Source organism: Leisingera thetidis (assembly GCF_025857195.1).
Classification (GTDB): Bacteria; Pseudomonadota; Alphaproteobacteria; order Rhodobacterales; family Rhodobacteraceae; genus Leisingera; species Leisingera thetidis.
On sequence record NZ_CP109787.1, the window covers coordinates 2,142,713 to 2,159,857 of the forward strand.

Here is a 17,145-nt window from a genome sequence, read left to right on the forward strand (position 1 = left end):
AAACACCAATTGCGTTTCACCTTGAAATCCCACGGAAAGGCTGGCCGATGAGCATCAAATCCGTCTGTGTCTATTGCGGATCGCGCGCAGGTGCGCAGCCCGCCTATGCCAAGGCCGCCCGCGAACTGGGCACGGCGCTGGCCGCCAACAGCATGCGGCTGGTTTACGGCGCCGGCGATGTCGGACTGATGGGCGAGGTCGCCCGCGCCGCGCAAAAGGCGGGCGGCGAGACCTTCGGGGTGATCCCCAGCCACCTGGAGCGGCGCGAGGCCGGCAAGTCGGATCTCACCACCTATGTGGTGACCGAGACCATGCACGAGCGCAAGAAGGTGATGCTGTGGAATGCCGATGCCGTCGTGGTGCTGCCCGGCGGCGCGGGGTCACTGGATGAGCTGTTCGAAGCGCTCACCTGGCGCCAGCTGGGCCTGCATTCGAAACCGATCGTGATCCTGAACACCGCTGGCTACTGGGACCGGCTGCGCGATCTCTTGGACCATGTCGTCGGTCAGGAATTTGCCGGCCCGGAAACGGCCGGCTACCTGATCTGGGCCGACACGCCGGTGGCCGCCATCGCCGCCCTGCGCGATGCCCGCTCCTGACGCAGTGCCGAAAAAGAGAACACCGCAACGGCGCCCCAGATCAGCGCAAAGGCAGCGCCGTGCCAGGGGGTGAACGGCTCCTCAAAGACCAGCACCGCGACCAGGAACTGCAGCGTCGGGTTCAGGTACTGCAGAACTCCCACGGTGCCCAGCCGCACCCGGCGCGCGGCATAGGCGAACAGGATCAGCGGCAGCCCGGTCAGCAGCCCTGAGAACATCAGCATCGCCGCATCCCGGACACCGCCCAGGAACCCGGCCCCTCCGGTCAGCCAGATCACCGCCAGAGCCACCGGCAGGATCAGCGCCACTTCAGCCGTCACCGATACCACCGGCCCCAAAGGCAATTGTTTCTTAACAACGCCATAAAGGGCAAAGCTAAGGCTCAGCACCAGCGGAATCCAAGGGGCGGCTCCCAGCCCGAAAGACAATACGCCGACCGCAAGCGCCGCCAGAAAGACAGCCGCGCCCTGCGCCCGGGTCAAGCGCTCGGCAAACGCCAGCCGCCCCAGCAGCACGCTCAGAAGCGGGAAGATATAATAGCCCAGGCTGGCCTCGGTGGCATAGCCCAGCTGGACCGCGGTAATGAAAATGAACCAGTTGAGCGAAATCATCGCCGAGGCAAACGCCAGCAGGAGGGCGCTGCGGCGGGAGGACAGAGCTGCCGCCAAGGCGCCAATGCGCCCCTGGAACAGCAACACGATGGCAAAGAAGACAAATGACCACAACGCACGGTGCGACAGCACCTGCTCCGGCGGCACATGCGACAGTGCCTTGTAGTAGATCCCCGACAGACCCCAGACGGTGCAGGCCGCGACCAGTGCGATAACGCCCTTTTGTGCTTCCTGCATGATTGCCCCCTGCCCGTGCATCTGCCGACAGACACCGGATAGGGGGAATGGTCAAGCCCCCGGGCCGCCCCTCAGGCGTTTGCAAGCGCCTCTTTCACCAGATCCTCGATCCTGCCGGTCTCGTGGTTGATCAGGTTCTTCGCAATTTCTCCAACCACACGGTCGGAAACGTCCTGGTGCAGTTTCTTGCGCAGCTCGCCCAGCACCTCCGGCGCCGCAACCAGGACCAGCCGGTCGAACCGGCCCCCTTGGACCATCTTGTGCAGGCGCTCCGCCAGATCCGCCGCAAACCGTTCCTTGGCCAATTGGTGCCAGTCGGTGTCATCAACCGCCGACCGGTGCACGCTTGGCCCGTCGTTGAACCGCCCCGGCCGGCTTGCCGACTGCTCGCGGTCCGGGGGATTGTCCTGCTCATCCTTGCGGCGCACCTGCAAATGCGGATCCTGCGTGTCTGTGATGTTTTCGAGAAACAGCGCTTTTTCGCTGCCGGCAACCAGCACCCAGGTGCCCTTCGTCAGCATGGTCATGGCGCTACTCCCGTTCTTTGGATTTGGTTACCCGGGTGGCGCCTGCCGGGCGCGATTTTGCCCGCTTCAGCTCATCCTCGGACGCGATATCCCGCTGCAGCCCGCCGCCGCCGCGGCCCTGCTGGGATACGGTTCCCTTTGCGCCGGGTATATCTTCCGTCTCGCGGCGCCCGTCTTTCGATCGTTTGCGTTCAGCCATCGGAGCCTCCATTGATTGCGCGTGTAGGGGACCAACGCGCAAGCGAGGGGCTTGGTTCCTGTTGCGGGCATGAAGAAACCCGCGCAGCGGGGCTGCGCGGGCGGAAATTCTGCGGCCCGGAGCCGTGGCCGGCCCCGGACGGAAAAGCCTGACCTCAGCCCAGGCGGGAGGCGACGTTTTCCCAGTTCACCAGATTGTCGAGGAAGTTCGACAGGTAGGCCGGGCGCTTGTTGCGGAAGTCGATGTAGTAGGAATGCTCCCACACGTCGCAGCCCAGCAGCGCGGTCTGGTTGAAGCACAGCGGGTTGACGCCGTTTTCGGTCTTGGTGACCTTCAGGCCGCCATCGGTGTCTTTCACCAGCCAGGCCCAGCCGGAGCCGAACTGGCCTGCGCCCGCGGCCGAGAATTCTTCCTTGAACTTGTCAACCGAGCCGAAGCTGTCGGTCAGCGCCTTTTCCAGCTCACCCGGCATCTTGTTTTCGCCCGGGCCCATCATCTCCCAGAACTGGTTGTGATTCCACAGCTGCGAGATGTTGTTGAAGATGCCGTTCTGGGCGACCGCTTTGGCGTCGTAGGTGCCCTTGATGATCTCTTCCAGCGACTTGCCTTCCCACTCGGTGCCGGCAATCAGCTTGTTGCCGTTGTCGACATAGGCCTTGTGGTGCAGGTCGTGGTGGTATTCCAGGGTTTCAGCCGACATGCCTTTGGCGGCCAGAGCGTCATGTGCATAAGGAAGATCGGGAAGTTCAAAAGCCATTTGGGCCCCCTGTGAAATAAGTTTGCGTTCCTGCGCAGATACATGCTGTGTGCGCGCTATCAGGTCAAGGGCCAAGGCTGCATTTCCGCGCAAGGGCCATGTGCAGATTTCAACTTGGCCGGAACCGTCCTGTGCAGGTTTCGGCAATCCGTCCCGCGCTGCACCAGCGCCTTACCCTTCAACTATTCCTGAAACGGCAGGCGCGTCACTGCCGCTTTGCGCCGGCCGGACCATTCCGGCAGCTGGCATCAGGTCAGCCAGATGTTTCAATGCCTGCTCGCCTGGCAATCCGTTTCCGGCAAGGACCTGGCCGGCAGCTGCGATGGGCTGCACACAGCCCGGCCCGGTTGCATCAGCCTCTCTTGACCTTGCAGTTGCCGCGTGCCCGCGGCTGGTTGACAAAACCCGAAACGATTCCACGGACCGACAAGGTTTGTTTCGCCATGTTGAGAACACCAAAATACTGGACTTCCGCTGTCCCGCCGAGGTTGGAAACAGGAATCCCTTTCACGTGCCAGCCCAGGTTCACCATGGTTTCATTACGCGGCGTGATATCTGCCGGGATCGGTTTTCCGATCACTTCATGAATGATTCCATCATATACCTGTGCGCTTTCTTCACCTTCCGCCAAAGTGACAATCACACGCGGAGGGATCCAGCCATTGTTGGTGAAACGCTTCATCTCGCAATCAAAAGTGGTCGCCCCCTTTTCAGCTGCGGCGGGCGATGCTGCAGCGGCAAAAACAACAGACGCTGCCAATACAATTCGCTTCATTAATAACTTCCATCTTTCTGTTCGATGCATTGATGCAAGTATAACGGCATCTGCTCAAGCGCAATCCCGGATGCCAGAAGGCGCCGCCCCTGCCGCTGAGCCCCCGTTTTCAGCCGGCCTCATTCTGCGCCAATTGCGGCATAGCCCATTGAATCCGGCAGGATCCGGACCCGCGCCGCAGCCGCGGCCGGTCCCCGGCGGGGACTGACTGAATGCTCATCTTCTGATTGTACGTGTTCAGCAGCGCCCGGAACCGCGGGTCCGTCCGGCTGGCTCCGGTTGAAACTGCCGGCCCGGGCAGCGACCAGGTGATCGCATAGGAACGTTCACTGTGCCGCGCCACTTTGGCAGCCACCGAAACCCCGAAAGATGCATCGGTGACTTCGGCGCTGGTGAAATCATCCGAGAATTCCACGGTGAACCTGCTGGGAATCCAAGCGGCGGCGGTCAGCGGTTTCACGGTGCAGCGATAGTTGGTTCCCGCCAGCGCGCCTGTGCAAACCAGCGTTAAAGCAAATGCCAGAATTCCGCCGTTCCGTAAACACATCAGCCGTTCCCCAAATCCAACTTGCACGGCGGCATCCCCGGCCCGGAGATCCGCCATGAAATCAATCCGCTGCAATTCCTGCAATATTCCGCTTTCCAGGGGGTGTCCGAAAAATAAACGGTGCCCCGGAAGAACTCCGGAGCACCGTAAGTGACGCGTTATGGCGTCACAAGCAAAAAGAGAGTGAAAATTCTAGTAAACACCCACCTTACTTTGCGGATGCGCCGCCGTGCTCAGCAGCTTGAACACATATTCACCCACCGAACGGAAGCAGACGATGTAAAAGCTGCCGTCCTCGTTCAGCCAGAAGGCCCCGGCCACCTGCGCCAGCCGCGAGCGGCGGAACTGGCCGGGCTTGAAGGCCGCGCCGTCGAAGTCCACCGGGCTCACCTTGCCCAGCACCTCGCGCGCGCCCTCGCCCGACAGGCGGAAGAAGGCACGGGCGTCGGAGACGTTCACTGCCAGCGCATGCTCGCCCTTCAGCGCCTCGGCCACTTCCGCGGTCTTGGCAACGGCGTCCTCATAGGGAACCAGCAGCAGCAGCTCGTCCGGGGACATCCAGGCCGCGGCGCCGTTTTCGGCAATGGTGACGGTGCCCTGGGCCGGAACATCGGCGCCGGTGGCGGCTTTGACAGCCGCCTTCAGCGCCTTGGAGTCCAGATCGCCGCGCAGGGTTATCATCCCCTGCAGGCCGGCATCCTCGACGGTGGCCAGCCCGGAATACCGGGCGCCGTTCAGTACGGAAACAGCCTTAGACATTCTGCTTCTCCCCTTCCTTGTCGTAGAAGACCGGATCAACGATCTTGGCCTTGTAGGTCTTGCCGTCGGTGCCCGGGAATTCGATCACCTCCCCCATCCGCTTGGGACCATGCTTGACCAGGCCCATGGCGATGCCGCGGCCCAGGGTCGCGGAGTGATAGGTCGAGGTCACCCGGCCGATCATGTTGCGCTGGCCGTTGGCATTGACGCCTTCACCCACCGCATAGGCGCCGTCGGGCAGCACCGAACCGTCCACGGTTTCCAGGCCGACCAGCTGCCAGCGTTCCGGATCGACCATGTGCGAGCGCGCTTGCGCGCGTTTGCCCAGATAGTCTTCCTTCTTCTTGGACAGCGCCCAATGCAGACCCAGATCCTGCGGGATCACGGTGCCATCGGTCTCGTCGCCGATCATGATGAAGCCCTTCTCGGCGCGCAGGATGTGCAGGGTCTCGGTGCCATAAGGCATGACGCCGAATTCCTTGCCTGCCTCCATCAGCGCGTCCCAGAACGCCTGGCCCTCGGAGGCCGCAACCGCGATCTCGTAGGACAGTTCGCCCGAGAAGGAGATCCGGTAGGCGCGGGCATCGAAGCCGCCGATCTGACCGTCACGCCACTCCATGAACGGCAGCGCCTCTTTCGAGACATCCATGCCGCCGCCGGCTGCCGCGTTCAGCTTCTCCAGCACCTTGCGGGCGTTGGGGCCGACCACAGCGATCTGGGCATACTGCTCAGTCACGTTGGCGACGTAGACCTTCATGTCCCACCATTCGGTCTGCAGCCATTCTTCCATCCAGCCGTGGATGCGCTCGGCACCGCCGGTGGTGGTGTGGCACAGGAAGGTGTCCTCGTCGATGCGGGCCACCACGCCGTCGTCCATCAGGAAGCCGTTCTCCGAGCACATCAGGCCATAGCGGCATTTGCCGGCCTTCAGCGTGGACATCATGTTGGTGTACAGCATGTCCAGAAACTTGCCCGCGTCGGGGCCTTTGACGACCAGTTTGCCGAGGGTCGAGGCGTCCAGCAGGCCCAGGTTCTCGCGGGTGTTCTTCACCTCGCGGTTCACCGCGGCATGACGGTCCTCGCCCGGACGGGTGATGGCAAACGGGCGGCGCCACTGGCCGACCGGCTCCCAATCCGCACCGTTCTTGTCCATCCAGTCGTAGATCGGCGTCTTGCGCACCGGCTGGAAGATCTCGGCCCGTGCCTCGCCAGCGATCGCGCCCAGCGAGATCGGGTGGTACGGCGGCCGGAACGTCGTGGTGCCCACCGAGGGGATTTCCGCGTTCAGACTGTCAGCCAGAATGGCCAGGCCGTTGATGTTGGACAGTTTGCCCTGATCGGTGGCCATGCCCAGCGTGGTGTAGCGCTTGGTGTGCTCGACGCTCTCATAGCCCTCGCGCGCCGCCAGCTGCACGTCCGAGACCTTGACGTCGTTCTGGTAGTCCAGCCAGGACTTCATGCGCAGCTTGATGTCCGCCTTGGCGGGCATCAGCCAGACCGCTTCCATCTGCGCTTCGTCCTCGGATTCGCCCTTGGCAGCCGCCACGGACTTCGCCGGGAAGCCAGCCGCTTCGGCCGCCTTGGCGCCAGCCGCCGCTGCGTCTTCCAGCAGCGCGCCCAAGCCGAACTCGCCGTTCGCAGCGCCTGCCGGAACCACAAATCCCTGACCGTTGTCGCCCAGCGGCGGACGGGAGGCATCGGGGCGGAAGTTGGCGTTTTTCTCATCCCAGATCAGCTTGCCGCCGCAGTGGGACCACAGGTGCACCACCGGCGACCAGCCGCCGGACATGGCAACCGCGTCGGCCTCGACCTCTTCGCGGGCTCCGCCTTCGCCGTTCTGGGCGCAGATGGAGACCTGGGTCACGCATTTGCCGTCCTTCACCTTGGCGATGGCGCGGCCCAGCTCGACCCGGATGCCCTTTTCGCGGACCGCTTCCATCAGCGCGCCGCCGCCGGTTTCGCGGGTATCGACCACGCGGACCACTTCGACGCCGGCGTCATGCAGCACCAGCGCGGTGCGGTAGGCGTCGTCGTTGTTGGTGGCGACCACGACCTTCTGGCCCGGGTTCACACCCCAGTTCACCACATAGTCGCGCATCGAACCGGCCAGCATCACGCCCGGCACGTCGTTACCGGCAAAGGACAGCGGCCGCTCGATGGCACCGGTTGCGGTGACGATCTGGCTGGCACGGACCCGCCACAGACGGTGGCGCGGGCCGCCCTGGCCCGGCGCGTGGTCGGTCAAGCGCTCATAGCCCAGGGCATAGCCGTGGTCATAGACGCCGGAGCCCATGCAGCGGTCGCGCAGGGTGACGTTGTCCATCGCGCGCAGCTCAGCCAGGGTCTTCTCGATCCAGACCTCGGGTGCCTCGCCGTCGATGGTGCCGCCGTCGACCGGCGCGCGGCCGCCCCAGTGGCTGTTCTGCTCCAGCACCAGAACCTTGGCGCCCGACGCCGCAGCTGCCTTGGCCGCCTGCAGGCCGGCCACGCCGCCGCCGATCACCAGCACATCCGCAAAGAAGTAGAAGTGCTCGTAGGTGTCGGCGTCCTTCAGCTCCTTGTCGGGGGCTGCGCCCAGACCGGCGGACTTGCGGATGATCGGCTCATAGACGTGCTTCCACAGCGGACGCGGGTGGATGAACATCTTGTAGTAGAAGCCGGCGGTCAGGAACCGGGACAGCTTGTTGTTGATCGACAGGACGTCGAACTCCAGACTGGGCCAGTGGTTCTGCGACTGCGCGGTCAGCCCCGAGAACAGTTCGGTGGTGGTGGCGCGCTGGTTCGGCTCGTAACGGTCGCCCACACCCAGCTGCATCAGCGCATTGGGCTCTTCGGACCCGGATGCGACAACGCCGCGCGGGCGGTGGTATTTGAACGAGCGGCCCATCATCACCTGGCCATTGGCCAAAAGGGCGGAGGCCAGGGTATCGCCGGCAAAGCCCTTCATGGACTTGCCGTTGAAGGTGAAGGCGATCTGTTTGGAGCGGTCGATCAGCCGGCCGTGCTTGGCAAGACGCGTGCTCATGTGCGCAGACCTTTCAAAAGAAAAGCGGATGTTTCAGTCAGGCGGCGGATCATTTCTGACCGTCCGAGAATTCGCGCCAGGTCCAGCCCGGGCGTTTGGCAGCGATCTTGTCCATGATCTCCTGCGTCGGCACAGAGGTCTGGGCGGTGTAGGTGCCAAAGACCTCCAGCGTCATGGTGCAGCGGGCGGCGTGGAACCACTTGCCGCAGCCGTTGGCATGGCGCCAGCGTTCGAAGTGAACGCCTTTGGGGTTTTCGCGCATGAACAGGTAGTCATGGAACTCATCGTCGCTGGAGCCGGGGCCAAAGCGCTTCAGATGCGCTTCACCGCCCGCGGCCAGTTCGGTTTCTTCGGCTTTGACGCCGCAATAGGGGCATTCAAGGATCAGCATTTTGCGTGCTCCATGGAGAGGAATTCAGCGGCGCCGGGGCCGCGGCGCAGACCCGGGACCGCGCGCGCAGGCGCAGCCCGGCCCGCACATGCGGCGCCAGAGGCACGGATCTTCAGATATCGGGACGGACCCGCTGCCTGCCGCACTGCGGCAGGGCCATCGGCATCAGACACCATCCGGGCCGGAACGGTGCCGCCGGAAACCGGCGCGCCGCCGCAAGGGGCGGCGCGCCCGATTGCGTTATTGGCCGGAGCCTTCGACTTCGCCTTCGATGGCGCTGCCGTCCGGCAGTTCGATGCGCAGGTCAGGCTCATCCACCGGGTTTGCGCCGCCAAAGACGAACCAGCCGATGACCACGACCGCGACCACGACACCGCCGAGGATGAACGCGAGCGCGCCGGTGCCAGGGCCGGAGCCGGAAGAGTTGCGGGATTGATCAGACATGAGAGCCTCCTGTGCATTTTGCGGTTCGGGGCTACAACGCCCGACCCCGCGCAGAGGTTCCCCGCCGGATCATGCCACGGCAAGGACATGCCTGGCTGTGTCGCAGGACGGTTCATCAGTGGGCCACCCCGGCGGCGACGCTTTCGTCGATGAACTTGCCTTCCTTGAAGCGATTGATCGAGAACTCCTCGGTCAGCGGCGAATGGCCGGTGGCCATCAGCTCTGCCATCGCCCAGCCGGAGCCCGGGATCGACTTGAAGCCGCCGGTGCCCCAGCCGCAGTTGACAAAGCAGTTCTGCACCGGGGTTTTCGAGATGATCGGCGAGCGGTCGCCGGTCACGTCCACGATGCCGCCCCACTGGCGCAGCATCTTGAGGCGCGACACCATCGGGAAGGTCTCGACCAGGGCGCGCACGGTTTCCTCGATATGGTGGAAGGAGCCGCGCTGGGTGTAGTTGTTGAACCCGTCGGTGCCGCCGCCGATCACCATCTCGCCCTTGTCGGACTGCGACATGTAGCCGTGCACGGTGTTGGCCATCACGACCACGTCCATGCAGGGCTTGATCGGCTCGGAAACCATCGCCTGCAGCGCCACGGATTCCATCGGCAGACGGAAGCCCGCCATATCCGCCAGCACCGAGGCGTTGCCGGCCACGATCATGCCGATCTTGTCGCAATCGATCGGGCCTTTGGTGGTGTCGACGCCCACGGTGCGGCCGTTTTCGGTGCGCACGCCGGTGACTTCGCACTTCTGGATGATGTCCATGCCCATGTCGGAGCAGGCCCGCGCATAGCCCCAGGCCACCGCATCGTGGCGCGCGGTGCCGCCGCGCTCCTGCCACAGGCCGCCCAGCACGGGATAGCGCGGGCCGTGCAGGTTGATGATCGGCACCAGCTCCTTGACCCGTTCCGGGGTGATCCACTCGGTCTGCACACCCTGCTGCTGGTTGGCATGGGCGGTGCGCTTGTAGCCGCGGATCTCATGCTCGGTCTGCGCCAGCATGATCACGCCGCGCGGGCTGAACATCACGTTGTAGTTCAGGTCCTGCGACATGGTCTCATACAGGCTGCGGGCCTTTTCATAGATCGCAGCCGAGGGATCCTGCAGGTAGTTCGAGCGGATGATGGTGGTGTTCCGGCCCGTATTGCCGCCACCCAGCCAGCCCTTCTCGATAATTGCGACATTGGTGATGCCGAAATTCTTGCCCAGGTAGTAGGCGGTGGCAAGGCCGTGCCCGCCCGCCCCGACGATGACGACATCGTAGTGGCGTTTGGGTTCCGGCGAGCGCCAGGCGCGCTCCCATCCGGTGTGATAGCGCAGGGCTTCCCGCGCAACAGCAAAGACTGAATAGCGTTTCATGAGCGAATCCGATGGTTCGTGTCTGTTAGCGGGTATGCCCGAAACGCATGCCGGACCCGTGCCGTTTATCGTCCCCTTTATGCGTTATTGCGACATATGCAACGGAGGCATTTCGACGGGCCGCGGCACATTGGCCCTTTTGTTCATCCGCCCCCGCCTATAGATGAAAGCCAAACTTCGGAGACGGCATGGTTTTCTGGACAGTCACCGCCCTAATCGCTTTCTCGGCAGCCCTGCTGCTGGCAATGATCATCATCCGCGCCCGGGAGCAAGGCGAACCCGCCGCGGCCTACGACTTGCGCGTCTACCGCCAGCAGCTGCGCGAGGTCGGCAAGGATCTGGCCCGCGGCGTCATCAACGAGGGTGACGCCGAGCGCATCCGCACCGAAATCTCCCGCCGCATCCTGGCCGCCGACGCCCAGCTGCAAAAGCGCAAGGGCGGACACGTTCAGCCCAGGGCCCTGTCACTGGGGTTTGCCATTGCCACCGCGCTGCTGGTCACTGGCGGCACCCTGGGCCTCTACTGGCAGCTGGGCGCGCCGGGCTATGGCGACCTGGGCCTGGAAACCCGCATCCAGCTGGCCGGCGAGCGCGCCGAAAACCGCCCCTCGCAGGCGGAGGCCGAGGCCGAGGTCGCCGCCCTGCCGAAACCGCAGGTGGAGGAAGGCTACGTCAAACTGGTCGAACAGCTGCGCAAGACCGCGGGCCAGCGCGAAAACGACGCTCAGGGCCAGGCGCTGCTGGCCCAGCACGAGGCCAACCTCGGCAACTTCAAACCCGCCTATGAGGCCAAGGCCAATTACATCCGGCTGGCAGAAGGCCAGGTCAACGCGCGCGACTTCACCGAACTGGCCGAGCTCAAGATCATGGCGGCCGGCGGCCATGTCTCGCCCGAGGCGCAGACCGACCTGCAAAAGGCCCGCGCCATTGATCCCGCGCACGGGCCTGCCCGCTATTACTGGGGCCTGATGCTGGGCCAGATCGGCCGCCCGGACCTGGCCTACCGCGAATGGGCCGCCACCCTGCGCGACGGCCCGGCGGACGCGCCCTGGATCAAGGGCATCCAGGGCCAGATCGAGGAGATGGCCTTCCGCGCCGGTGTCGAATACCAGCCCATCCCCCCCGGCGGCGGCACCGCCCCCGCCCTGCCCGGCCCCAGCACCGAAGAGATGTCCTCCGCCAGTGAGCTCAGCCCCGAAGAACAGCAGGAAATGATCCGCGGCATGGTCACCCGGCTGTCGGACCGGCTGGCCACCGAGGGCGGCTCGGCCGAGGAATGGGCCCGCCTGATCGGCGCCCTGTCGGTTCTGGGCGAAACGGACCGTGCCCGCACCGTCTATGACGAGGCCCGCGGCGCCTTTGCGGCGGACGCCGAAGCGCTGGCGCTTCTGGACACCATCGCCGCCCAGGCAGGGATTGCAGAATGATCCACGACGCGTTTGAAGACTTCGCCGCCGCCCTGCCGCCGATGAGCGCGCTGATGGGGCTGGACCTTGGCACCAAGACCATCGGCGTTGCCGTCTCCGACCGCATCGGCGCGGTGGCAACGCCCTTGGAGACCGTCAAGCGCAAGAAGTTCACGCTGGATGCCGCGCGGCTGCTGGAGATCATCAAGGACCGCGACATCAGCGGCATCCTTCTGGGCCTGCCCCGCAACATGGACGGCTCAGAGGGTCCCCGCTGCCAGTCGACCCGCGCCTTTGCCCGCAACCTCGGCCAGCTCACCGATCTGCCGATCAGTTTCTGGGACGAGCGGCTCAGCACCGTTGCGGCAGAAAAAGCGCTTCTTGAGGCGGATACGACACGCAAACGCCGCGCAGAGGTTATCGACCACGTCGCGGCCTCCTATATCCTCCAAGGCGCATTGGACCGGTTGCGGCATTTGAAGAACGGGTGAAGTATGACGGACGACGTATGGAAACGGGACGAAATCCAGTCCCCCTGCATCAAGATCTGCGTCGTCCACCCGGAGGCGCGCATCTGCACCGGCTGCTACCGTTCCATCGACGAGATCCGCGACTGGTCGAAAATGACCAACGAGGAACGCGCCGGCATCATGAACGACCTGCCGGAGCGCGCCAGCAAACTGGTCAAGCGCCGCGGCGGCCGCAGCGCGAGGCTAAAGCGCGGTTAACGCGGCGCGCGGTGAGGTAAGCGCCTGTCAATCATGCGGAATAAGCACTGACCCAATGTTTCGCGCGCGAAACATTTTGGCAGGAGTGCTGACCTATTCACAGACACCGAGCCTTCGCCTGGTCCAGTTCCGTCAACGAAAATCGCATCGCACTTAGGCCATTAGCCACTGCTAAGAGATGAGGCAGCCTGCCTCATCAAAGAAGAACTTGACGCCGGGTTCTTTTGAGAAGTTCAGTGGAGGTTCTACAAAAACTTTGACAGCGACTAGAAACCCGTCTGGTGCTCCAGAACGGTATGGAGGCTGCGCGTTTTCTTCAATCTTCCAGCCTCTCTTCTTTGCAGAATTTACAATTGCTTCTTTTTGGAGACACACCGCTGCCGCAGCATCCTTGAGGAACCTGCCGTAAGAGTACTGAAACGCCCTGACGCCGCGAACATCCCAGGCGATCAAAGACTGATAAGCGAGGAGCAATAGGGCTAAGAAAAGTAGCAGTGAAAGAACGGCTTTATGCATCAGTTCGAAAATCCTCTTTGAAAAAGCAGCCTACCCCTCCGCCAGCCACCCTGAGGTCCAATCCGCCAGTTCCGGGCGGAAATAGGCGATCATCCGGCCCTCTTCCGGCGCGCTTGCCCCCTCGCCCCAGGGCGCCACCCCGTGCAGGCACAGCCGGTGCATCAGGTAGGACTCGCCGGGCTTTGCGTGCACCGTGATCCGAGGGCAGGTCTCGAACACTTCGGCGCGGGCGGCGGTATAGGCGTCGGTCACATCGGTCTCCGCCCAGTCTGCCTGCGGCACGCCCTCGAAAGCGGCGGCAAAGGCGCGGCGCATGATCCTGTGGCTGCCTTCCCAGATCACCAGCGGCGCGGCATCGGGGCTGCTTTCGTTGAGCGGAATGCCCAGCACCCAGGCATGCGGTTCCTCCACCTTGCGGCGGCGGTGCCCGCCAAACAGCTTCACCCCGTCCACATGTGCCGCATCGCGCTTGACGCGGTAGCGGAAGGCGGCCTCGCCCTCGCCCGGGCGCGGCCGCGGATAGCCGGGAAAGACCGAGGACACCTGCGCCCGGTGCAGGTCCGCAATAGGGCCGTGGTTCTGCGTGATAAACTCAATCACCGCCCCCGCCAGCGGCGGCCCTTCGGGCAAGCGGCCTGCGGCGTCATTGGGCAGGGCATCGACGCCGATGAACCAGGTGCGCTCGCACTGGAACCACTCGGCACAGGCCGGATCGTCCAGCGCGGCCACCCCGTGCGGCAGGGCATCCGCCGCCCAGGCCGCGACCTGCGGGTCATGGCCGAACCGCACCCAGCCCTTGTCCTGATACTGTGCAAACGGATCTTGCATCTTCATACCCTCAGTAACCAAAGGCCTTGCGCAGCATGTTGAGCGCCACCAGTACCAGAAAGGCACCGAACACCCGCTTCAAGGGTTTCGGATCCATCGCATGGGCCAGTTTCACCCCCCAGGGCGCGGTGATCAGCGTCATCGCAATGACGATGAAAAACGCCACCAGATTGACCGCGCCGATGGTAAAGGGCGGCCGCGCGGCGGGGTCCACCTCAAGCAGCAGGAAACCTGCAACCGACGGCACCGCGATGATCACCCCGAACCCGGCCGCGGTTGCCACCGCCCGGTGCACCGCCACCCCGTGCAGGGTCATCAGCGGCACTCCGAAACTGCCGCCGCCGATGCCCATCAGCACCGAAAGAAAGCCGACCGCCGGCGACAGCGCCAGCCGTTTGGCACCGCGGGGCATCGCCGGGGCCAGCCGCCATTCGGACTTTCCCAGCCCCAGATAGCAGCCGATCACCAGCGCCAGGCCGCCAAAGACGCCCTGCAGCACGGTGGAGCGCAGCGCCGAGGCCGCCAGCACGCCAATGACGGCACCGATCGCGATGCCGATCCCCCAGCCGCGCAGGATCTGCCAATCCACCGCGCCCTTCTTGTTGTGGCTCAGGACAGAGCGCACCGAGGTCACGATAATCGTCGCCAGCGAGGTCGCGAGGCAGATCTGCATCAGCTGATCGCCGCCATACCCGAGGGTCTGAAACGCATAGAAAAACGCCGGCACCAGCACGATGCCGCCGCCCACCCCCAGAAGGCCGGCCAGCACCCCGGCAAAGGCCCCGATCACCACCAGCAGCGCTGCCATCTGCATCAGCAGCGCAGGTTCCGGCCATAGGGCGGCGGTCAGGGCGGGATCGGTCATGCAGGGCACCTCGGGAATTGCGTCTTTGGCAAAGGGTTAGCCGCCGCTCCCCGCATGCACAAGGCCATAGCGCGTGAGGCATGCCGTCACGCTGCGGCGCGGTTCTCCACCTGCGCCAGCGCCTCCTGCACCAGTTCCGGCCCGGCCCCGGCGCGGCAGGCGCCCTCGGACAGCATCCGCCGCCACTGGCGCGCGCCCGGCTTGCCGGCAAACAGCCCCAGCATGTGCCGGGTGATCTGGTTCAGTTTGGCCCCCTCGCCCAGCCGCGCGTCGATATAGGGCAGCATCTGCCGCACCGCCTCTGCCGGGTCGCTGACGCCTCCGGTTCCGTAAATCTGCGGATCCGCCGCGCAAAGCACATCGGCCGGCTGGTGATAGGCCGCGCGGCCCAGCATGACCCCGTCCAGACCGCGGTCCAGGTGCGCCGATGCCTCCCCCAGCGTGGCAATGCCGCCGTTGATCGAGATATGCAGATCCGGGAACGCCGCCTTCATCCGGTGCACCAGATCGTAATCCAGCGGCGGGATATCCCGGTTTTCCTTCGGAGACAGCCCCTGCAGCCAGGCCTTGCGGGCGTGGATGGTCACCCGGCGGCAGCCTGCGGCGCGGATCTTGTCCAGAAAGTCCGGCAGCACCTCCTCCGGCTCCTGCTCATCCACCCCGATGCGGCATTTGACGGTGACCTCGGCCTTCACCGCCTCGCGCATGGCGGCAACGCAGTCCGCGACCAGCTCCGGCGTCTGCATCAGCACCGCCCCGAAGGCCCCTGACTGGACCCGGTCGCTGGGGCAGCCGCAGTTGAGGTTGATCTCGTCATACCCCGCTTGCGCGCCAAGCCGCGCCGCCGCGGCCAGTTCCTGCGGGTCAGAGCCGCCCAGCTGCAGGGCCACCGGGTGCTCTTCGGCGTTGAAGTCCAGCAGATGCAGCGCCCCGCCGCGCACCAGCGCCGGCGCGGTCACCATTTCGGTGTAAAGCAGCGTCTCGCGGCTCAGCAGCCGGTGCAGGTAGCGGCAATTCCGGTCGGTCCAGTCCATCATCGGCGCGACGGACAGCCGGGCGGCCTGGTGCAGGGGGGCAAAATCAGTCATGCCGCGCCATATAGGCCCTGCGCCGCCGCGTGCCAAGCGCGCTCTGCGCCCCCGTGCGCTGCAGACGCGCCCCTCTCAGCCCGCCAATGACGGCAGGTAGAGGACAATCCCCGGAAAGGCGACCAGCAGCGCAATCGTTACCGCATCGGCGACGAAGAACGGCATGACGCCGCGGAACACGTCCTGCACAGACAGGTCATCGCGCACCCCGGCGACCACGAAACAGTTCAGCCCGATCGGCGGGGTGATCAGGCAGAACTCGGCCATTTTCACCACCAGGATCCCGAACCAGATCGCGCACATGGTGCCGCTCATGCCAAAGGCGCTGTCGGCCGCAGCCACGCTCTCGCCGCCGTTCAGCGCCATCACCGCCGGGTAGACCACCGGCAGGGTCAGCAAGAGCATGCCGATGGCGTCCATGAACATGCCCAGCACCGCATAGGCCAGCAGAATGCAGACCAGGATCAGCATCGGCGGCATCTGCAAGCTGGTGATCCAGTCCGAGAAGGCCCCGGGCAGGTCGGCGAATCCAAGGAACCGCACATAGATCAGCACCCCCCAGATGATGGTGAAGATCATCACCGTCAGCTTGGCGGTCTCCAGCAGCGCCGATTTCAGCTCTGCCCACTTCATGCCCTCCTTCAGGGCATAAAGGAACACGATGAAGGCGCCGATTGCGCCGCCCTCGGTCGGGGTGCCCCAGGCCTGCTCGCCAAAGGGATTGTAGACAAAGCAGATGATGATCAGCACCACCAGAATGATCGGCAGCGCGCCGGGCAGCGAGGCGAACCGCTGGCCCCAGGTGAAGCCCTTGACCGGCGGGCCGACGGATTTGAACACCACCGCGATGCCGACGATCAGCAGGCCGTAGATCACCGCCGAAAACGCGCCGGGGATGAAGCCCGCGAGCAGCAGCTTGCCCACGTCCTGCTCGACGATGATGGCGTAGATCACCAGGATCGCCGAGGGCGGGATCAGCGAGGCGAGCGTGCCGCCCGCAGCCACCACGCCGGCGGCGAAGCGCTTGTTGTAGCCGATCGCCAGCATCTCCGGGATGGCGATGCGGGCAAAGACGGCGGAGGTGGCCACGCTTGCGCCGGACACCGCAGCAAATCCCGCGGTGGCAAAAACGGTGGAGACCGCAAGCCCGCCCGGCAGCCAGGCGATCCAGCGTTTGGCGGCGGTGAACAGCGCGCGGGTGAGACCTGCGTAATAGGCGAGGTATCCGATCAGGATGAAGGTCGGGATCAGGCTGAGCGCCTGGCTGGAAACCTTGGAGTGCGGCACCTGGCCTGCAATCTTGACCGAGACCGTCACGGCCTTGCCGAAGCGGGCCGGGTCATAGCCGAACTTGGCCCAGAAGATCCAGACCAGACCCGCAAGGCCTGCCAGCCCGGCGGCAAAGGCCACGCGCATCCCCAGCACCACCATCGCCAGCAGGCCGCCGGTGACCCACAGGCCGATTTCAATGGGTTCCATCCGG

At 64.7% G+C, this 17,145-nt stretch carries 19 protein-coding genes; 4 read left to right on the top strand and 15 right to left on the bottom strand.

Translation table 11 applies throughout. From position 1 onward, the window contains the following. The first annotated feature begins 47 nt into the window (after window positions 1-47). Window positions 48-599: an LOG family protein gene (locus OKQ63_RS10190; protein ID WP_264213816.1), complete on the top strand. Its 552-nt coding sequence runs from the start codon at window positions 48-50 to the stop codon at window positions 597-599. On the opposite strand, the gene rarD is transcribed toward OKQ63_RS10190, so the two are convergent. The 10 genes from rarD to OKQ63_RS10240 all read right to left on the bottom strand — a co-directional run bounded on the left by rarD (window position 536) and on the right by OKQ63_RS10240 (window position 10,231). Next, window positions 536-1,447, bottom strand: a complete 912-nt coding sequence (gene rarD / locus OKQ63_RS10195; RefSeq protein WP_264213817.1) for an EamA family transporter RarD — start codon at window positions 1,445-1,447, stop codon at window positions 536-538. The genes OKQ63_RS10190 and rarD overlap by 64 nt on opposite strands. Before the next feature lie 71 nt (window positions 1,448-1,518). Beyond that, window positions 1,519-1,974, bottom strand: coding sequence for a host attachment family protein (locus OKQ63_RS10200; protein WP_264213818.1), 456 nt, complete (start codon window positions 1,972-1,974; stop codon window positions 1,519-1,521). Between the two features lie 4 nt (window positions 1,975-1,978). Beyond that, on the bottom strand, window positions 1,979-2,173 hold the full coding sequence (locus tag OKQ63_RS10205; protein WP_264213819.1) for a hypothetical protein: 195 nt from the start codon (window positions 2,171-2,173) through the stop codon (window positions 1,979-1,981). A 154-nt stretch (window positions 2,174-2,327) separates the two neighbouring features. After that, window positions 2,328-2,930 carry a superoxide dismutase gene (locus tag OKQ63_RS10210; RefSeq protein ID WP_264213820.1) on the bottom strand — a complete coding sequence of 201 codons (603 nt, stop codon included), beginning with the start codon at window positions 2,928-2,930 and terminating at the stop codon, window positions 2,328-2,330. 352 nt (window positions 2,931-3,282) lie between these two features. Further along, window positions 3,283-3,705, bottom strand: coding sequence for a hypothetical protein (locus OKQ63_RS10215; RefSeq protein ID WP_264213821.1), 423 nt, complete (start codon window positions 3,703-3,705; stop codon window positions 3,283-3,285). A gap of 739 nt (window positions 3,706-4,444) precedes the next feature. After that, window positions 4,445-5,011 (bottom strand): sarcosine oxidase subunit gamma, encoded by a 567-nt coding sequence (locus tag OKQ63_RS10220; RefSeq protein ID WP_264213822.1) that lies wholly within the window; start codon window positions 5,009-5,011, stop codon window positions 4,445-4,447. After that, a complete protein-coding gene (locus tag OKQ63_RS10225; RefSeq protein ID WP_264213823.1) occupies window positions 5,004-8,036 on the bottom strand; it encodes a sarcosine oxidase subunit alpha family protein in 3,033 nt (1,010 codons plus the stop codon). Before OKQ63_RS10225 ends, OKQ63_RS10220 begins: the two co-directional genes overlap by 8 nt. Window positions 8,037-8,085: 49 nt before the next feature. Beyond that, window positions 8,086-8,427 (bottom strand): sarcosine oxidase subunit delta, encoded by a 342-nt coding sequence (locus OKQ63_RS10230; protein WP_264213824.1) that lies wholly within the window; start codon window positions 8,425-8,427, stop codon window positions 8,086-8,088. A 240-nt stretch (window positions 8,428-8,667) separates the two neighbouring features. Then, entirely contained in the window at window positions 8,668-8,871 is a 204-nt protein-coding gene (locus OKQ63_RS10235) for a hypothetical protein (RefSeq protein WP_264213825.1), read from the bottom strand. Between the two features lie 115 nt (window positions 8,872-8,986). Beyond that, window positions 8,987-10,231 carry a sarcosine oxidase subunit beta family protein gene (locus OKQ63_RS10240; protein ID WP_264213826.1) on the bottom strand — a complete coding sequence of 415 codons (1,245 nt, stop codon included), beginning with the start codon at window positions 10,229-10,231 and terminating at the stop codon, window positions 8,987-8,989. A gap of 188 nt (window positions 10,232-10,419) precedes the next feature. Between OKQ63_RS10240 and ccmI the strand changes: the two genes are divergently transcribed. The 3 genes from ccmI to OKQ63_RS10255 are packed head-to-tail and all read left to right on the top strand — an operon-like array spanning window position 10,420 to window position 12,365. Next, window positions 10,420-11,658 carry a c-type cytochrome biogenesis protein CcmI gene (gene ccmI / locus OKQ63_RS10245; protein WP_264213827.1) on the top strand — a complete coding sequence of 413 codons (1,239 nt, stop codon included), beginning with the start codon at window positions 10,420-10,422 and terminating at the stop codon, window positions 11,656-11,658. After that, window positions 11,655-12,128 (top strand): Holliday junction resolvase RuvX, encoded by a 474-nt coding sequence (gene ruvX / locus OKQ63_RS10250; protein ID WP_264213828.1) that lies wholly within the window; start codon window positions 11,655-11,657, stop codon window positions 12,126-12,128. Before ccmI ends, ruvX begins: the two co-directional genes overlap by 4 nt. A 3-nt stretch (window positions 12,129-12,131) precedes the next feature. After that, window positions 12,132-12,365: a DUF1289 domain-containing protein gene (locus OKQ63_RS10255; protein WP_264213829.1), complete on the top strand. Its 234-nt coding sequence runs from the start codon at window positions 12,132-12,134 to the stop codon at window positions 12,363-12,365. 171 nt (window positions 12,366-12,536) lie between these two features. On the opposite strand, the gene OKQ63_RS10260 is transcribed toward OKQ63_RS10255, so the two are convergent. The 5 genes from OKQ63_RS10260 to OKQ63_RS10280 all read right to left on the bottom strand — a co-directional run bounded on the left by OKQ63_RS10260 (window position 12,537) and on the right by OKQ63_RS10280 (window position 17,141). Further along, the gene (locus OKQ63_RS10260; RefSeq protein WP_264213830.1) at window positions 12,537-12,881 is read right to left on the bottom strand and encodes a hypothetical protein; all 345 of its coding nucleotides are present in this window, start codon (window positions 12,879-12,881) and stop codon (window positions 12,537-12,539) included. Window positions 12,882-12,911: 30 nt separating this feature from the next. Further along, window positions 12,912-13,709: a hypothetical protein gene (locus tag OKQ63_RS10265; RefSeq protein ID WP_264213831.1), complete on the bottom strand. Its 798-nt coding sequence runs from the start codon at window positions 13,707-13,709 to the stop codon at window positions 12,912-12,914. Between the two features lie 10 nt (window positions 13,710-13,719). Next, entirely contained in the window at window positions 13,720-14,574 is an 855-nt protein-coding gene (locus tag OKQ63_RS10270) for a sulfite exporter TauE/SafE family protein (RefSeq protein WP_264213832.1), read from the bottom strand. Between the two features lie 86 nt (window positions 14,575-14,660). Next, window positions 14,661-15,662 carry a tRNA dihydrouridine(20/20a) synthase DusA gene (gene dusA / locus OKQ63_RS10275; RefSeq protein WP_264213833.1) on the bottom strand — a complete coding sequence of 334 codons (1,002 nt, stop codon included), beginning with the start codon at window positions 15,660-15,662 and terminating at the stop codon, window positions 14,661-14,663. Window positions 15,663-15,737: 75 nt separating this feature from the next. Continuing rightward, entirely contained in the window at window positions 15,738-17,141 is a 1,404-nt protein-coding gene (locus tag OKQ63_RS10280; RefSeq protein WP_264213834.1) for a TRAP transporter large permease, read from the bottom strand. Window positions 17,142-17,145 lie beyond the last annotated feature (4 nt).

Coding starts and splice junctions, on each gene's coding strand:
- OKQ63_RS10190 (WP_264213816.1), top strand. CDS start 48: ATGAGCATCAAATCCGTCTGTGTCTATTGCGGATCGCGCGCAGGTGCG.
- rarD (WP_264213817.1), bottom strand. CDS start 1,447: ATGCAGGAAGCACAAAAGGGCGTTATCGCACTGGTCGCGGCCTGCACC.
- OKQ63_RS10200 (WP_264213818.1), bottom strand. CDS start 1,974: ATGACCATGCTGACGAAGGGCACCTGGGTGCTGGTTGCCGGCAGCGAA.
- OKQ63_RS10205 (WP_264213819.1), bottom strand. CDS start 2,173: ATGGCTGAACGCAAACGATCGAAAGACGGGCGCCGCGAGACGGAAGAT.
- OKQ63_RS10210 (WP_264213820.1), bottom strand. CDS start 2,930: ATGGCTTTTGAACTTCCCGATCTTCCTTATGCACATGACGCTCTGGCC.
- OKQ63_RS10215 (WP_264213821.1), bottom strand. CDS start 3,705: ATGAAGCGAATTGTATTGGCAGCGTCTGTTGTTTTTGCCGCTGCAGCA.
- OKQ63_RS10220 (WP_264213822.1), bottom strand. CDS start 5,011: ATGTCTAAGGCTGTTTCCGTACTGAACGGCGCCCGGTATTCCGGGCTG.
- OKQ63_RS10225 (WP_264213823.1), bottom strand. CDS start 8,036: ATGAGCACGCGTCTTGCCAAGCACGGCCGGCTGATCGACCGCTCCAAA.
- OKQ63_RS10230 (WP_264213824.1), bottom strand. CDS start 8,427: ATGCTGATCCTTGAATGCCCCTATTGCGGCGTCAAAGCCGAAGAAACC.
- OKQ63_RS10235 (WP_264213825.1), bottom strand. CDS start 8,871: ATGTCTGATCAATCCCGCAACTCTTCCGGCTCCGGCCCTGGCACCGGC.
- OKQ63_RS10240 (WP_264213826.1), bottom strand. CDS start 10,231: ATGAAACGCTATTCAGTCTTTGCTGTTGCGCGGGAAGCCCTGCGCTAT.
- ccmI (WP_264213827.1), top strand. CDS start 10,420: ATGGTTTTCTGGACAGTCACCGCCCTAATCGCTTTCTCGGCAGCCCTG.
- ruvX (WP_264213828.1), top strand. CDS start 11,655: ATGATCCACGACGCGTTTGAAGACTTCGCCGCCGCCCTGCCGCCGATG.
- OKQ63_RS10255 (WP_264213829.1), top strand. CDS start 12,132: ATGACGGACGACGTATGGAAACGGGACGAAATCCAGTCCCCCTGCATC.
- OKQ63_RS10260 (WP_264213830.1), bottom strand. CDS start 12,881: ATGCATAAAGCCGTTCTTTCACTGCTACTTTTCTTAGCCCTATTGCTC.
- OKQ63_RS10265 (WP_264213831.1), bottom strand. CDS start 13,709: ATGCAAGATCCGTTTGCACAGTATCAGGACAAGGGCTGGGTGCGGTTC.
- OKQ63_RS10270 (WP_264213832.1), bottom strand. CDS start 14,574: ATGACCGATCCCGCCCTGACCGCCGCCCTATGGCCGGAACCTGCGCTG.
- dusA (WP_264213833.1), bottom strand. CDS start 15,662: ATGACTGATTTTGCCCCCCTGCACCAGGCCGCCCGGCTGTCCGTCGCG.
- OKQ63_RS10280 (WP_264213834.1), bottom strand. CDS start 17,141: ATGGAACCCATTGAAATCGGCCTGTGGGTCACCGGCGGCCTGCTGGCG.